The organism is Yoonia sp. (assembly GCF_042093035.1).
Classification (GTDB): domain Bacteria; phylum Pseudomonadota; class Alphaproteobacteria; order Rhodobacterales; family Rhodobacteraceae; genus Yoonia.
Map to the genome: position 1 here is coordinate 1 of NZ_JBELFI010000026.1, position 15,298 is coordinate 15,298.

General features: G+C 55.9%; 19 protein-coding genes. 9 read left to right on the forward strand and 10 right to left on the reverse strand.

What is annotated here, in order from left to right:
- Positions 1–277: 277 nt before the first annotated feature.
- Entirely contained in the window at positions 278–409 is a 132-nt protein-coding gene (locus ACFDSS_RS05650) for a VOC family protein (protein ID WP_375254791.1), read from the forward strand.
- Here the strand turns inward: ACFDSS_RS05650 and ACFDSS_RS05655 are convergent.
- Positions 406–1,266, reverse strand: a complete 861-nt coding sequence (locus ACFDSS_RS05655) for a LysR family transcriptional regulator (RefSeq protein WP_375254792.1) — start codon at positions 1,264–1,266, stop codon at positions 406–408. The two genes, ACFDSS_RS05650 and ACFDSS_RS05655, sit on opposite strands and share 4 nt — an antisense overlap.
- A 136-nt stretch (positions 1,267–1,402) precedes the next feature.
- Here ACFDSS_RS05655 and ACFDSS_RS05660 point away from each other — a divergent pair, with 136 nt between their 5' ends.
- Both ACFDSS_RS05660 and ACFDSS_RS05665 read left to right on the forward strand, forming a co-directional pair.
- Positions 1,403–2,377: an NAD(P)-dependent alcohol dehydrogenase gene (locus tag ACFDSS_RS05660; RefSeq protein ID WP_375254793.1), complete on the forward strand. Its 975-nt coding sequence runs from the start codon at positions 1,403–1,405 to the stop codon at positions 2,375–2,377.
- Positions 2,378–2,554: 177 nt separating this feature from the next.
- Positions 2,555–3,211, forward strand: coding sequence for an outer membrane protein (locus tag ACFDSS_RS05665; protein ID WP_375254794.1), 657 nt, complete (start codon positions 2,555–2,557; stop codon positions 3,209–3,211).
- Positions 3,212–3,238: 27 nt separating this feature from the next.
- Here the strand turns inward: ACFDSS_RS05665 and ACFDSS_RS05670 are convergent, their stop codons facing one another.
- Complete coding sequence (locus tag ACFDSS_RS05670; RefSeq protein ID WP_375254818.1) at positions 3,239–5,581, reverse strand: DNA topoisomerase IV subunit A; 2,343 nt, start codon at positions 5,579–5,581, stop codon at positions 3,239–3,241.
- A 117-nt stretch (positions 5,582–5,698) separates the two neighbouring features.
- On the opposite strand from ACFDSS_RS05670, the gene ACFDSS_RS05675 reads away from it, so the two are divergent.
- Genes ACFDSS_RS05675 through ACFDSS_RS05685 form a run of 3 tightly spaced genes read left to right on the forward strand, consistent with a single transcriptional unit; the run spans position 5,699 to position 7,370 of the window.
- A complete protein-coding gene (locus tag ACFDSS_RS05675) occupies positions 5,699–6,526 on the forward strand; it encodes an SDR family NAD(P)-dependent oxidoreductase (protein WP_375254795.1) in 828 nt (275 codons plus the stop codon).
- A gap of 60 nt (positions 6,527–6,586) precedes the next feature.
- Positions 6,587–6,793 (forward strand): twin transmembrane helix small protein, encoded by a 207-nt coding sequence (locus ACFDSS_RS05680; protein WP_375254796.1) that lies wholly within the window; start codon positions 6,587–6,589, stop codon positions 6,791–6,793.
- Positions 6,794–6,797: 4 nt separating this feature from the next.
- Complete coding sequence (locus ACFDSS_RS05685; protein ID WP_375254797.1) at positions 6,798–7,370, forward strand: cob(I)yrinic acid a,c-diamide adenosyltransferase; 573 nt, start codon at positions 6,798–6,800, stop codon at positions 7,368–7,370.
- A 6-nt stretch (positions 7,371–7,376) separates the two neighbouring features.
- On the opposite strand, the gene rpiB is transcribed toward ACFDSS_RS05685, so the two are convergent.
- Positions 7,377–7,832 carry a ribose 5-phosphate isomerase B gene (rpiB, locus tag ACFDSS_RS05690; RefSeq protein ID WP_375254798.1) on the reverse strand — a complete coding sequence of 152 codons (456 nt, stop codon included), beginning with the start codon at positions 7,830–7,832 and terminating at the stop codon, positions 7,377–7,379.
- Between the two features lie 222 nt (positions 7,833–8,054).
- On the opposite strand from rpiB, the gene ACFDSS_RS05695 reads away from it, so the two are divergent.
- A complete protein-coding gene (locus tag ACFDSS_RS05695) occupies positions 8,055–8,813 on the forward strand; it encodes an electron transfer flavoprotein subunit beta/FixA family protein (RefSeq protein ID WP_375254799.1) in 759 nt (252 codons plus the stop codon).
- Positions 8,813–9,739: an electron transfer flavoprotein subunit alpha/FixB family protein gene (locus ACFDSS_RS05700; protein ID WP_375254800.1), complete on the forward strand. Its 927-nt coding sequence runs from the start codon at positions 8,813–8,815 to the stop codon at positions 9,737–9,739. The genes ACFDSS_RS05695 and ACFDSS_RS05700 overlap by 1 nt, the downstream gene beginning before the upstream one ends.
- A gap of 54 nt (positions 9,740–9,793) precedes the next feature.
- On the opposite strand, the gene ACFDSS_RS05705 is transcribed toward ACFDSS_RS05700, so the two are convergent.
- Positions 9,794–10,639 (reverse strand): DUF6473 family protein, encoded by an 846-nt coding sequence (locus ACFDSS_RS05705; RefSeq protein ID WP_375254801.1) that lies wholly within the window; start codon positions 10,637–10,639, stop codon positions 9,794–9,796.
- Between the two features lie 158 nt (positions 10,640–10,797).
- Between ACFDSS_RS05705 and ACFDSS_RS05710 the strand changes: the two genes are divergently transcribed.
- Positions 10,798–11,673: a 3-hydroxybutyryl-CoA dehydrogenase gene (locus ACFDSS_RS05710; protein ID WP_375254802.1), complete on the forward strand. Its 876-nt coding sequence runs from the start codon at positions 10,798–10,800 to the stop codon at positions 11,671–11,673.
- Here the strand turns inward: ACFDSS_RS05710 and ACFDSS_RS05715 are convergent.
- The 6 genes from ACFDSS_RS05715 to ACFDSS_RS05740 all read right to left on the reverse strand — a co-directional run.
- On the reverse strand, positions 11,670–12,548 hold the full coding sequence (locus tag ACFDSS_RS05715; protein WP_375254803.1) for a lysophospholipid acyltransferase family protein: 879 nt from the start codon (positions 12,546–12,548) through the stop codon (positions 11,670–11,672). The genes ACFDSS_RS05710 and ACFDSS_RS05715 overlap by 4 nt on opposite strands.
- A 30-nt stretch (positions 12,549–12,578) precedes the next feature.
- Positions 12,579–12,848 carry an HPr family phosphocarrier protein gene (locus ACFDSS_RS05720; RefSeq protein WP_375254804.1) on the reverse strand — a complete coding sequence of 90 codons (270 nt, stop codon included), beginning with the start codon at positions 12,846–12,848 and terminating at the stop codon, positions 12,579–12,581.
- On the reverse strand, positions 12,845–13,240 hold the full coding sequence (locus tag ACFDSS_RS05725) for a PTS sugar transporter subunit IIA (RefSeq protein ID WP_375254805.1): 396 nt from the start codon (positions 13,238–13,240) through the stop codon (positions 12,845–12,847). Before ACFDSS_RS05725 ends, ACFDSS_RS05720 begins: the two co-directional genes overlap by 4 nt.
- Positions 13,237–14,148, reverse strand: coding sequence for an RNase adapter RapZ (rapZ, locus tag ACFDSS_RS05730; protein ID WP_375254806.1), 912 nt, complete (start codon positions 14,146–14,148; stop codon positions 13,237–13,239). Before rapZ ends, ACFDSS_RS05725 begins: the two co-directional genes overlap by 4 nt.
- On the reverse strand, positions 14,145–14,564 hold the full coding sequence (locus ACFDSS_RS05735; protein ID WP_375254807.1) for an HPr kinase/phosphorylase: 420 nt from the start codon (positions 14,562–14,564) through the stop codon (positions 14,145–14,147). Before ACFDSS_RS05735 ends, rapZ begins: the two co-directional genes overlap by 4 nt.
- A 15-nt stretch (positions 14,565–14,579) precedes the next feature.
- Positions 14,580–15,298 (reverse strand): sensor histidine kinase (locus ACFDSS_RS05740; protein ID WP_375254808.1); only part of this gene is annotated, 719 nt, incomplete at its 5' end.

Below are 15,298 nucleotides of genomic sequence, written 5' to 3' on the forward strand. Positions count from 1 at the left end.
GTCTTGCCGTGGTCAACGTGGCCGATTGTGCCAATGTTTACGTGCGGCTTATTACGTTCAAACTTTGCCTTTGCCATTTTGCAGGGCCCTTAATTTTGAGGGGCCACAAGCGGCCCGGTCCAACATCGCGGGCGATGTATTGGGAAACGGGATGGAAATCAAGCCTTGTCATGCCTGCAAACAGGATGCCCTTTCGCTTTTTTTCGCCACTCCGGTGAATTCGCGAACTTCGCAATTGCTGTTAGACTGCGCGCGGATCACAAATGGAGATAGGGAAATGAAACTCGGTGCATTTTCAGTAAGTCTCAATGTCACGGACGTCGCGAATTCCAGGGATTTCTACGGCAAGTTTGGATTTGAAGTCTTGCACGGGGACGGGAACCCAATCCTTGTCGATCAACAGCGTTAGCGGCTGGCCCGATCGAAAGCGATCAAGGATTGTGCCAGAAAATCGACAAACATGCGGACCCGTTTGATCCGGCGCAGGTCTTCGTGAAAGACGACCCAAGTTTTCCGCTTTTCGTCCAGATCACTTCCCGGCATCCTTTGCAATTCCGGAAACTTTTGCGCGCACCACATCGGCAGAAAGCTCATGCCTGCCCCCGCGCGCACCAGATGGAGATGCATTTCGGGGTCGCTCACCTCGTGCCGAACGCGGGCCTGCGGAAAAGGCGAATTTGCAATCCAATCCAGCAATTCTGGATACGGGCCGTAACCTATGAACTCCAACCCCTTCCCCTTCTTACCCGCCTTTTCAAAATGGCTTTCGATGTAATCCCTGCTGGCAAAAATCCCGATCTGGAGCGCTTGCAGCTTTCGCGCGACGACATCGTCTGTGATCTCTGCGGCATGTCTGATGGCGACATCGGTTTCAAGCTTCCCGATAGCCTGAATGTCGTATGTCAGGCTGATCTCCAAATCGACCTGAGGGTAAATCCGGCAAAACGCAGCAAAAACGGGCGCCAGCAAGAAGTGCCCGGTCATCGGATCAACGGAAATCCGTATCCGACCAGCGGCTTCGCGATCCAATCCCTGAAGGCCGTTGCGCGCACGCGATAGCAAGAGCTCCGCCTCTTCTGCTTCGGGCAGCAGTGTTTCACCCGCACCAGTCAGCGTCAAACCCCGGCGCGTCCTGCGGAAAAGCTGCACACCATATGCCATCTCAAGCGCTTCAACATGACGCCGGACAGTCGCATGGGTCGCACCAAGTTGTTCAGCTGCAGCACGCAGGCTGCCCGTTCTTGCGACAGCCAAGAAGAACGGCATTTGTTCCCAATCCTGCACGAATAGCCTTTCACAGTGGTTAGATTACGCACCACTGTGGCACCTTTTCGTCAATATGAAAAGATAAATTGGAACCATAGACAGGCGCTCAGAGAGAATTCAGAACAAGGAGACCGCTATGAAAGCCGCTATTTACAAGGGCTACGGCGCCGCAAATGTCGTCAAGTTGGCCGACGTTCCTATCCCCCAGCCCAAGGCAGATCAGATCCTTGTCCGCCTGCGGGCAAGCGCTGTCACGGCAGCCGACAGCATGATCCGGCAAGGTGTCCCGCGCATCGGGCGCCTGTTTCTTGGATTGCGCGGCCCGAAAGTGACCGCAATGGGTACGCAATTCGCGGGCGATGTGGTCGAGACCGGTGCAGACGTCACCAGTTTCGCGCAAGGCGATCGCGTATTCGGCGAAACGGGTCTGAATTTTGGCGCACACGCCGAATACGTTTGCGTGGATCAGGGCGGACTTGTCGCGCATATCCCTCAAAGCATGCGCTATGAAGAAGCCGCGCCTCTTTGTGACGGCCCGCTGACCGATATGAACTTCCTGCGCAATCTGGCAAAGCTTCAGCCGGGTCAACATATCTTGGTCAATGGTGCGGCAGGCTCGCTCGGGACTGCGGCTGTGCAGTTGGCGAAAGGTTTCGGCGCCGAAGTCACTGGTGTATGCAGCGCGCGTAACCTGGCTTTTGTGACGTCATTGGGTGCAGATCACGTCATTGACTACAACACCACAGACTTTTCTAAAAACGTTGGCCGTTACGACGTTATCTATGACACCGTCGGAAAAAGCAGGTTTCAACACGCGAAACCGGCTTTGACACCGGATGGGTTCTATCTTTCGCCGGTTCTTAGCTTGCGGCTGCTGGGGCGGATGATGTTTGGGAACTGCTTTAGCCGCAAAAAGGCGAAGTTTTCCGCAACCGGGATGATGCCCGTCAACCAGCAGCGGCCCTTGATGCAGGACCTGCTGGGGCGCATTGCAAAAGGGCAGTTGAAGATGGTGATTGACCGCCGTTTCAGTCTCGATAGCGTTGCCGCGGCGCACGCTTATGTCGATACCGGCCACAAGCGTGGCAATGTGATCCTGGAGATCGGCTAGTTTTGCCAGCCTGTTGCGCCACCTTGACAGCGGAAAATGTAACATATCACCATATGCGCGGGCATTTATGTTACTTGCCCTTGTCAAATGGCGAAAAACGGCACATCTGAAAGGCAACACCCCACAGACAGGACGGCAATATGATGCCCGTCCACACCCGCCGAAGGGAGAGACAAAATGTCAAAGACGCACCTCTATACAGCCACATCTATGCTGCTGGCTGCACCCGCAATGGCCGAAACAGAATTTGCATTCTACTTGGGTGGCCAGTCCGCACCCCATAGTGTCGTCTCTGGCACCGATCCTGGAAATGCGACTGACGAAACACCGGATTTCACTGCCAAATGGGAGGGGCGATCCTTTGAAGCCCCGATTTACTACGGGCTGCGCGTGACGGAGTGGCAGACTGAAACGTTCGGCTGGGGCGTAGAATTTACCCATTCCAAAGTTTATGCAGACACCCGGACACGTGTCGAAAACGGCTTTGACACGCTGGAACTCACCGACGGCGTCAACATTTTGACCGTCAATGCGAACCGTCGCTGGCCCGATTTGATTGACGGTTTTACCCCTTACGTCAACGGCGGCATCGGCATTGGAATTCCACGGGTCGAGGTGGAATCCGCTGGCGGTTCAACGCTCGGCTACCAGATTACAGGCCCCGCAGTCCGCGTCACGGCCGGTGTCAACTATGCCATCAATGACACATGGGGCGTATTTGGCGAATACCAGAACACCATTTCCTATCACGACATGGATCTCGGCAACGGCGGTTCACTACAGACAACGCTGGTCACGAATGCACTCAACGTTGGTGTAAGCTACAGCTATTGATGAAGAACCGTCTTTACTGACGTTTTCCTAGCGAAATCTGTTGTTCTTTGGAAAACCGTAAGGTGGGCGTTTGCCGACGCCCGCGCGTGCCGCTTTCCAGTCGGTCATGTCAGGCTCTACGCGGGTTTTACCACCGCCCATCGGCCATGAAAGGCCGTCGTCCCAGGTGAATGTCGTCAAATCCGACAAGCCGCCATCCAACTCCAAAGTGCCCTGACGGCCGGCGGCTTTCTTGTACTTTTGAATGCGTACACCTTTGCCGCGGCCCATCTGTGGGAGCTCAGAGACTTCAAAAACAAGCAATTTCGCGTTCTCCGATACCACCGCCACATGATCGCCGGTCACCCGATGACAGACCTTTGCGACCGTATCTTTTACGTTCAAGACCTGCTTGCCGGAACGTGTCTGTGCGATGACATCTTCTTCGCCGACAACAAAGCCGTTGCCCTCTGCGGAGGCCACCAGCAGTTTTGCGCCCGGCCGATGGATCAGGATATCGACGATCTCTACATCATTGGGCAGATCAATCATCAGGCGCAGCGGTTCCCCCATACCGCGCCCGCCGGGCAGGTGGGTTGCGCCAACCGTGTAAAAACGACCGTTGGCACCAAAGACCAGCAGTTTGTCCGTTGTTTCCGCATGAAAAATGAAACGCGGGGCATCGCCATCCTTGAACTTGAGCTCTCGGTTCAGATCGATATGGCCCGTCATCGCCCGCACCCAACCCATTTGCGAACAAACAACAGTGATCGGTTCCCGCTCAATCATGGCCTCAAGCGGGACATCGACCACTTCAGCGGCTTCGGCAAATTGCGTCCGGCGGGCGCCGCCCGCGCTGTCACGGCCAAAGACTTTGCGAGTTTCGCGAAGCTGTTCGGCGATCTTGGCCCATTGCAGGTCGTCGCTTTCGAGCAGATCCTCAATGCCGGCGCGTTCTTCCATCAACGCATCACGCTCGGCGATCAACTCCAGCTCTTCCAGACGACGCAGCGACCGCAGGCGCATGTTCAAGATCGCCTCTGCCTGAATGTCCGACAGCGAAACCTCCGGATCGGCACCGGGTACAATCGGGGTAATATAATCAATCTCAGAGATGGCACGAACATGATCCCTGGACCAGTCCTCGATCATGAGCGCCTGTTTGGGGTCATCATCATAGCGGATGATGTCGATCACGCGGTCCAAATGCAGGAATGCGATGATGAAACCCTCGAGAACCTCCAGTCGGTGGTCGATCTTTTCCAGCCGGTAATGGCTTCGCCGGACCAGTACATCGCGGCGGTGGTCAAGGAAGGCGCGCAGAACTTCCTTGAGAGAGCAGACTTTCGGGGTCAGCCCATCAATCAGGACGTTCATATTCAGGCTGAAGCGGGTCTCAAGATCGGAGTTACGGAACAACATCCCCATCATGACCTCAGGATCGACAGTCTTGGCGCGCGGCTCAAGAATGACGCGAATGTCCTCGGCGCTTTCGTCGCGCACATCAGCAAGCAAAGGCACCTTCTTGAGTTGGATCACCTCTGCCAATTTTTCGATCAACTTGGACTTCTGCACCTGATAAGGAATTTCAGTGACGACAATCTGCCATTGGCCGCGCCCAAGATCTTCGATCTCCCACTTGGCACGCAAGCGGAAGGCACCGCGCCCGCTGCGGTAGGCGTCGGCAATGCTTTCGGAGGGTTCAACGATGACACCACCGGTCGGAAAATCGGGGCCGGGGATGTAATTGAGCAATGTATCGTCGCGGGCGTCGGGCGTTTTGATAAGATGCAGGCACGCGTCAATCAATTCATGCAGGTTATGGGGCGGAACATTCGTCGCCATCCCAACCGCGATCCCGCTGGACCCATTGGCCAGCAGATTTGGGAATGTCGCAGGCAAAACCGACGGTTCCGTCAGACGCCCATCATAGTTGTCGCGAAAATCGACAGCGTTCTCTGACAAGCCTTCAAGCAGGGCCTCTGCGGCGGCGGTCATCCGCGCCTCCGTGTAACGTGAGGCGGCAGGGTTGTCCCCATCGATATTGCCGAAGTTTCCCTGCCCGTCGACGAGCGGATAACGGACGTTGAAATCCTGTGCGAGACGCGCCATCGCATCATAAATGGCGGCATCACCATGCGGGTGGAAATCACCCATCGTGTCGCCGCTGATCTTGGCTGATTTCAGAAATCCACCTGTCGGCGACAAGCGCAGGCGCGACATGGCGTAAAGAATCCGCCGATGTACCGGCTTCAAACCATCACGGGCGTCCGGCAAGGCACGGTGCATAATCGTGGACAACGCATAGGTCAGATAGCGGTCACCTATGGCGCGGCGCAGCGTCTCTGTTACGTCATTGGGGCCGAGGCCCGTTTCGTTGTCATCAGTCATGCGCTCAGGTGTAGCGACCAGCGAATCTGGCGTAAAGGCGCTATCGACCGGGCCGGTGTCTGCCGGAACAAACAGCATCTGCTTGCCAGTCACGGCTTGAGCGATCAAAAGGCAGACATGACACAAAAATCCATCCTGATTACCGGTTCATCTTCCGGCATTGGCTTAAACGCCGCGCATGGTCTGCGCGCGGCGGGCTGGCGGGTCTTTGCCAGCTGTCGCAAGCAAGAAGACTGCGCGCGCCTGCAGGCAGACGGGTTTGAAAGCCCTCTGATCGACTATGCAGATGCTGACACGATCACGCGCGGATTGGCTGAAGTGCTCGTGGCGACAGGCGGCACGTTGGATGCGCTCTACAACAATGGCGCCTATGCCTGTCCCGGTGCGGTTGAAGACGTACCAACCGCGGCATTGCGCGAAATTTTCGAGACAAACCTCTTTGGCGTGCATGAGCTGACGCGGCAGGTAGTCCCGGTGATGCGCAAACAGGGGCATGGGCGGATTATCAACTGTTCGTCTGTCCTGGGCATAGTGGGCTACAAACTGCGCGGAGCCTATGTCGCGACGAAATACGCGCTGGAAGGGATGTCGGATGTGCTGCGGCTTGAACTCTCTGACACACAAATCAAGGTCATCTTGATTGAACCGGGGCCGATCACCTCGCGTTTCCGAAAGAACGCGGTGCCTCATTTTGAGAAGTGGATCGATTGGAAATCGTCCAATATGCATGATGCCTATCAGGCCGAAATTGGTCGGCTTTATACCGAAACCGAACCGTCGACGTTCGAACTGCAACCAGATGCGGTGACAAAAAAGCTGGTCCATGCGCTCACTGCAGCGAGGCCGAAGCCACGCTATTTTGTCACCGTGCCAACGCATTTCATCGGAATTGCCAAACGGCTTCTCTCGACAAGAGCGTTGGATTGGTTGATTTTACGGAACTAGGACTTTCCTTCACCAACACGCCTGCTACATCGGGTGAGACAAGAACAAGGGACGAAAATAATGGCAAACGATCCACTTTTTTGGGTGATGGCCGTCGCCGTGCTCATTGTGCTGGGGATTTTGATCCTTGGTATCGGATCATTCGGCAAAGGCGGAGAGTTCAACCGCAAATACGCCAACAAGATTATGCGCTGGCGCATTGGTGCGCAGTTTGTGGCCGTGCTTTTGATCTTGCTATTTGTCTACTTGCGCGGCGAAGGGTCCTGATTACATGGTCGTTCTCAACAAAATTTATACAAAGACAGGTGACGCTGGCGAAACCGCATTGGGTAATGGCAGCCGTGTGGCGAAGCATTCCTTGCGCGTCAGTTCCTACGGGACTGTCGATGAAACGAATGCGACGGTCGGCATGGCGCGCCTGCATGCACGCGGGGAATTGGACGCACAATTGGCGATGATCCAAAACGACCTCTTCGATCTTGGGGCGGATTTGTGCCGACCTGACATGGAAAAGGATGGCGCGGCGGAATACCCTGTACTGCGCATGTCCGAGACGCAGGTGGAACGGCTGGAAGGCCAAATCGACGCGATGACCAAAGACGTCGAACCACTGCGCAGTTTCATTCTTCCGGGGGGGTCAGCACTGGCCGCACATCTGCATTTGTGCCGTACCGTTTCGCGCCGCGCAGAGCGGCTGACGGTCGAGCTGGCTACGATGGAATCGGTCAATCCATCGGCAGTGAAATACCTCAACCGCCTGTCGGATTGGTGTTTTCAAGCCGCCCGCATTGCGAATGAGAACGGAAAGAATGATGTGCTCTGGGTTCCGGGCGCAAATCGCTAGGGGCGGTTAATTTGCCGCCTCAATCGCCGTAATCATATCAACGCGGGTGGCATGGCGACCGCCTTCGAAAGCCGCGTCCAGAAACGCATCGACAATATCCAGAGCGAGGCCCTCCGCAACCACACGCCCGCCCAGCGCCAGCATGTTCGCGTCATTATGTTGGCGGATCATCCGGGCCGAAAACGTGTCAGAACATACGCCGCACCGAATGCTTTTGACCTTATTGGCGGCCATCATGATGCCCTGCCCGGTCCCGCAAACGATAATGCCGAGATCACTTTCCCCGCGTGCAACATGCTGTGCTGCGGCCTCTCCATGTTGTGGATAGGGGGTGCTTTCAGGTGTTGTTGGGCCGATGTCGGACACCGCGAACCCCTTGGACGCGACATGCTGTGCAATCGCGCGCCGCAGCGGGATGGCTGCATGATCGCTCGACAAAACGATACGTGTAGTGGCGGGCATGGCAACGATGACCTCTTTGCAAGACTGACGGATCTGCACCCCATACCATATGCTGTCGTCTGGTCCAGCGCGATCAGCGGATCAGGCCAAAGGTGACGTGCGCGTCAAGAACGTGGCGTCGGGAGGTCATGCCGCGTCGATTTTGCACTGTTTTCGATGGCGCGCGCAGGATAACAACGTCTCGAGAAGTTAAATGATTAGATTCTTAGGAGAAGAACGCAGATGAAGGTCCTCGTACCCGTCAAGCGCGTGATCGATTACAACGTGAAGGTTCGTGTGAAAGCGGACGGTTCCGGTGTTGATCTCGCGAACGTCAAGATGTCGATGAACCCTTTCGACGAAATCGCTGTGGAAGAAGCAATCCGCCTGCGCGAAGCTGGCAAGGCCGACGAAGTGATCGCCGTTTCCATCGGTGTGAAGCAGTCGCAGGAAACGCTGCGCACCGCGCTCGCGATGGGTGCCGACCGTGCGATCCTCGTGGTAGCGACTGATGACGTGCACACCGATATTGAGCCTTTGGCGGTTGCCAAAATCCTTGCCGCGATCGTCAAGGAAGAAGCGCCAGGTCTGGTTCTTTGCGGCAAGCAGGCGATCGACAACGATATGAACGCGACGGGTCAGATGACTTCCGCGCTGCTGGGCTGGTCACAAGCGACCTTCGCATCTGAAGTTGATATCGATGGTGATAGCGCGACTGTCACCCGCGAAGTTGATGGTGGCCTGCAAACGATCAAGGTCAAAATGCCGACAATTGTCACTGTTGACCTGCGCCTCAACGAGCCGCGTTATGCATCGCTACCGAACATCATGAAGGCCAAGAAAAAGCCGTTGGACGAAAAGACGCCTGCCGACTTTGGCGTCGATGCCACACCGCGCCTGAGCATCGTAAGCACGACAGAGCCAGAGGCGCGCACGGCCGGCATCATGGTTGGTTCGGTTGACGAACTTGTTGAAAAACTCAAAGAAGCGGGGGCAGTATAATGGCTGTACTTCTGATTGGTGAAGTGACCGACGGTACGTTGGCCGTTGATGCGACTGCAAAAGCTGTATCTGCCGCAAGTGCATTGGGTGATGTGACCGTGCTTTGCGCGGGCGCAAGTGCGCAAGCGGCGGCCGAAGAGGCGGCCAAGATTGATGGCGTTTCCAAAGTGCTTTGTGCCGAAGATGCGGCACTGGGTCACCGTTTGGCTGAACCCACTGCGGATCTGATCGTCTCGCTCGCCGGCGATTACACGCATATCGCAGCACCTGGCACGACAGACGCAAAAAACGTAATGCCGCGTGTTGCAGCACTCCTGGATGCGATGGTGATTTCTGAAGTGACAGCGATCATTGATGCGGACACGTTTGAACGCCCAATCTATGCGGGCAACGCGATCCAGACTGTGAAATCAACTGACGCCAAGAAGGTCATGACAATCCGGACCGCCGGTTTTGACGCGGCCGGAATGGGCGGCTCTGCGAGCGTTGAAAGCATCGGTGCGGCCGGTAATCCGGGCCTGTCGGAATGGGTCGAAGACAAGGTTGCCGCCTCTGATCGTCCAGAGCTGACATCAGCGGGTGTTGTTGTTTCTGGTGGTCGCGGTGTCGGCTCCGAGGAGGATTTTGCGCTGATTGAGAAACTGGCCGACAAGTTGAACGCAGCCGTGGGTGCGTCGCGTGCGGCCGTGGACAGTGGCTATGCGCCCAACGACTGGCAAGTTGGTCAGACAGGCAAGGTGGTTGCGCCTGATCTTTATGTTGCAGTCGGTATTTCAGGTGCAATTCAGCACTTGGCAGGCATGAAAGACAGCAAGATCATCGTTGCGATCAACAAGGATGAAGAAGCGCCGATCTTCCAGGTCGCTGATTATGGTCTGGTTGCTGACCTCTTTGAAGCCGTTCCCGCTCTGACGGAGAAGCTGTAAACCAAAATGCAACGAACATTGAAAACGGCGCGCAGACCCGCTTGCGCGCCGTTTTTATATGGCAAAGAGCTGATCGCGAATTCTCGGAATGAGCGTCGCCGCAGCCTCTTTATGGCAGTCCACGCCAAGCATCCCTTGCGCCGCGCGCTGCTGCGAGCCAGGAAACACCATCCCACGCGTGCCAAGCCGCAGTGCTTCTTGCGATGGTTTTGCAATGACGACGTCTTTCACCAATGGTCGTAATTCATCCAGCATGGCTTGCGTAATGAAAAGAGGGTCAACCTGAAGCTGGTGGGACAATTCGGACCAATGCAGGTTTGATGGCACATTCTCTGAAAACCAGAACAGGATCACATTCGGGCCGACCTGGTCCAACATACTGCGCATCCGCGCGGTCCATGCCTCTCGCAATTCTTTCACGACGGTTTCAAATCGCTCCAGTGATTTGTTGTGCAAGGCGCCCAGCATATGGCGCGTAAAGGAGAATTCGGAAAAGTCCACGTCATCGTAGATGGCCTTCAAGACAGTCGAGGCTTCCAGAAAGCGGTCATTGCGGCGGGGATGAACCGAGAAGAACCGATTGGACAAAAGATTGGCACCCATGATCTGGACCACCGTCAGATCGGCCCTCATGCAGATGTCCATCACGGTGGTGTCATTGACAAACGCGTCAATCCCGCCATTCACGCAGCCGAAATTGATACACGGCTGGCGCATGGTGCGTTCAACCATTGCCGGGAACGGCTTTTCGATAAATTTTCCATAGGTTTCCGTGCCACCAACAAACGCCAGATAGGGTTGATCCAGCCGTTTGCGCGGCCCCCGAAACAACATCCGCGACGCCCCATATCGACATGGCGCGTAGGATAACCGCTCCGTCTCGACGATGTCGTGTTTCATTGCGCGTTGCCCCTTCTTGTCGCATCCTTGGGCAACCTGATGCATTTGGCTTGATAAATTGCTAACAGGGCTCTTCGTCTCAGCATTTTCGGGCTGATCCGCCTTGAAGCTGGCCCCTCCACCCGCCTATGCTGGAACCGAAAGCAAGGGATGCGAAAATGGCAATCGAACAGATAGGCATTGTTGGCGCGGGCCAGATGGGCAATGGCATTGCGCATGTCTGTGCTCTGGCCGGGTATGAGGTGTTGCTGACCGACATCAGCGCTGATGCACTGGATGCGGCGGTGGGCCTTGTGGATCGCAACCTGACCCGTCAGGTCAGCAAGGATCTGATTACCGACGCACAAAAGACAGAGGCGCTCAAGCGGATTGCGACGACGCAAACACTGACGGATCTTGGCAAGACCGATCTCATCATCGAAGCCGCGACAGAGCGCGAGACGATCAAAACCGCGATTTTCGAAGACCTTGTTCCGCATCTGAAACCGGAAACGATCCTGACCTCGAACACGTCGTCGATTTCAATCACCCGATTGGCGTCACGTACGGACCGACCAGAGATGTTCATGGGTTTCCACTTTATGAACCCGGTGCCGATTATGCAGTTGGTTGAACTCATCCGCGGCATTGCCACTGATGAGCCGACTTTCAAAGCATGCCACGGCGTGGTTGAACGATTGGGCAAGACCTCTGCCACCGCTGAGGACTTTCCGGCCTTTATCGTAAACCGCATCCTTATGCCGATGATAAATGAGGCGATCTATACGCTGTACGAAGGCGTGGGATCGGTAAAATCCATTGATACGTCGCTGAAACTGGGTGCAAACCATCCGATGGGGCCGCTGGAACTCGCTGATTTCATCGGCCTGGACACATGCTTGGCGATTATGAACGTGTTGCACGATGGATTGGCCGATACGAAATACCGCCCCTGCCCGCTGCTGACAAAATACGTCGAGGCTGGCTGGTTGGGTCGCAAATCTGATCGCGGTTTTTACGACTATCGTGGCGAAACACCGGTGCCAACCCGCTAATCTTTCAAGCTCAACGTCTGCTCGCGCAGCCATGCCATGCATTCGCGCGGGTTTTGCAGGCGCTGCTGGAGTGCTGCCTCGTCAAAGGCTTCGCCGATAATCGGCTTTTGCGGTTTTCCGCAGGCGCTCACGATTTCATGGATCAGCAGGCTCTGGCGGAGAGTCGCGGAAATCCGGTTGGCCATCTGATACCAACGCGAATTCGCACCCGGAAAGAACAGCGGCACAACCCGCGCACCGGACTTGCGGATCATCTTGGCGGTAAAGAGGTTCCATTCGTCCTCAACCATCGGCCCGAACATAGAATTTGACGAAGCAACAACACCGGATGGAAACAGCGCAATAACCCCACCTTCCGAAAGATAGGCCATTGCCTGCCTGCGCATCTCAACCATTTTGGCCTGCGCGTCTTTTTCATGTGGAAACGGTACCGGGATCAGGAATTGCCCGGCCTCTTCGTCGATATCCGTCAGAAAAGCACGGACCAGAATGCGGTAGTCAGGACGGACGCGTCCGATCAATTCCGCCATCACCATGCCGTCGACCATGCCATGCGGGTGGTTGGCAACAACAACAACAGGTCCGGTTTTGGGAATACGGTCAAGTTGATGTTGCGGGGTAAGCAGATCAATTCCCATCACATCCAAACCGACACGCCAGATCTTTGTGCCATGTACCTTGGGAAGCCGTTCATATTTGCGCAGCATCCGAATGATCTGGATCTTTCCGGTACACCATTCAATCGCCTGAATAATGCCTCGCCGAAAAGGGCTTTCGAATGTGCCAGAATAGGTCAGCGTACCGCGATCATGCACTTTCGGCGTTTCAGGAGGAGCAATTGGCGCGTCCGATGCTTTGGGCGTCTTGTCGGTCAATGCTCTCGTCCTATGCGATCAACATCAGGTTCAGTCGCCCTCGCCGAACTTGTCATCAACAAGGTTCTTTATCGCGGCTGCCAATGCATCTTCCTGCGGGCCGCGTGTCTCCACCTCAATAAATGTTCCGATGGAGGCTGCCAACATCAAAAGCCCCATGATGCTGTCACCACACGCGCTTTCGCCGTCCTTGCTGACGGTCGCATCCGCATCGAAGCTTTCGACAATCTCAACCAGCTTCGCGGATGCACGGGCATGGAGGCCTTTGATGTTCTGGACCTTGAGGCGCATTTTTGTCATTGAGGCAAACCGCCGTTGTGGCTGTTTATATACTTATGGGCCGCTTCAATCGCCGCATCCACCGCGTCGGGAACCGATGATTTACGGGATTTGGCGAGCTTAATCAGCATCGGGAGGTTGGCGCCGTAAAGAATGCGGCGGTTCTCTGGACTGCAAGCGCGCAGCGACAGGTTCGTGGGTGAACCACCGAACATGTCCGTCACAATGACAACACCGTCGCCCGCATCTACATCATCGGCGGCATCGCAGATTTCGGTTTGCTTGGCAGCGCGGTCATCGTCTGGCCCGATCGCAATGCTGACTACGCCAATCTGCGGGCCGACCACATGTTCGACAGCTGCAAGATATTCTTTGGCAAGCCCACCATGCGCGACGATCACGATCCCAATCAATCTGTCTGTCCCTCTTTAACCACTTCACCCTGACGCTCTAGCTCGCGGTGACGTTTAGATACATGCCAGCCGTCCTGCGCAAGGGCAGAAGCCATTCCTTCGGTCACCATCACAGAGCGATGTTTGCCACCTGTGCAACCAAACGCGATGGAAAGATGGGTCTTGCCCTCCTCTTTGCTGGCAGGCAGCACGATGTCCAAGAGCCCTTTAACCTGTGCAAAGAACGGTTCATATCGCAGGTCTTGCTTTACATAGTCCGCAACATCCGCATCCCGTCCATCGCGCTGTCTGAGCGCGGCGTCCCAATGGGGATTGCGCAAGAACCGGCAGTCCAGCACAAAATCCATGCCGCGTGGCAGACCGCGTTTGTAGGAAAATGAATGCAGCGTGATCCCCAGCATTTGCCCATTCTCGGTGCCAAATGCATTCTCTATTTCGGCCTTCAACGCGTGCGGCGACAGGCCTGTGGTGTCGATCAGGATATCGGCGCGCGGCTGGATCGGTGCAAGGAGCGCCCGCTCTTCTGCGATCCCCAAGAGCGGAGGTCCATCCGGCGCCATAGGATGTCTGCGGCGGGTTTCGGAATAACGCCTCACCAACTCTTCTTCGCTAGCGTCAAGGTAGAGAACCTGCGCGTCGAGGTCAGGTTGACCAGCAAGTTGGTCGATCACAACACAAAGCGCCTCAATGCCGAAATCCCGGTTGCGAATATCAAGGCCCAAGGCCAGTGGGCGCGGCGGCGGGAGGCCATCCAGCAGACGGGGCAAGAGAGACAGGGGCAGGTTATCGATGACTTCATAGCCGAGGTCTTCGAGCGCGTTGATCGCAGTCGATCGCCCGGCCCCCGAAGGACCAGTCACCAGAACGAGCGACGGGTTTGTCTGTGGTTTCTGCGTCGCTGCGGTCATCTCTCGCTCCAGCCGGATTTCAAAATCTGCAAGATTGCTGGAACGAATTGTGGGCCATCGCTGCGCCAGATCAAGGGCAGAGTGCATCCCAAGAGCGTGATTTCACGCGGTGGTGGCATTCTTGCGGTTTCCCTCTGGTTCAGATCCACCACAAGCGCAACCTCGGCAGAGAGTTGTGACACTGCGCGCACCAGCCCGATGCCGCGTGCTTCAATGATCCCTTGCAGCGTTTCCGGGCAACGGGCCGTCAACTTCCCGCCCGCAACTGTCAGGATCGTGCGATCATCGGCAATCAGATCACATCCCAAGGCGATAAGCTGCAATCCAAGTGTTGATTTCCCCTGCCCTGAAGCGCCGGTCAGCACAACGGCGCGACCATGATACGCCACACAGGTCGCATGGAGCGTCTCAGCCATTACCGAAGGCTTTCATCAGATTGGCAGGCCCACGACAAAACGCGCACCCAGCGGTTCTGAGGTCGGGTCCGCATCGGTTGGACGGATGTTTTCGGCCCAGATGGCACCGGCATGTGCTGTGACGATCTGCTTGGAAATCGCCAGACCAAGGCCCGAATTATTCCCGAATTGCCCTTCCGGGCGCTCTGAATAGAAGCGCTGGAATACCTTGGTGAGCGCGTCGTCAGGGATGCCGGGTCCGGTATCCTCGACCACAACAAGAACGCGGTTGTTGCGGGTCCGCGCCCAGAGACGGATTGCATCGCCCTTTTCGCAGAAAGAAATTGCATTGGTAATCAAGTTTACAAAAACCTGCGCCAAACGCCCTTCAAGACCTTGCACCATGATCGAACCTTCGGGCAGGTCGGTGACAAATTCGATCCCGCGCAGCTTGGCGTCTTTCCCAAGGAAATCGCAGATGTTGTGCAGCATATTAATCAGATCGAAGTTTTCTTCTTCTTCCTTCACCAACTCGCTATCCAGACGCGACGCATTCGAAATATCGCTGACCAGACGGTCAAGCCGCTTCACGTCATGCTCGATCACCTCGAGCAGTTTTTCCCGCTGGTCGTCACGTGTGGCAACCCGCATGGTCCCCACGGCCGAACGCAACGAGGCAAGAGGGTTCTTGATCTCGTGGGAAACATCAGCGGCGAACTGTTCGTTGCCCTCAATCCGCTTGTAAAGCGCGCGCA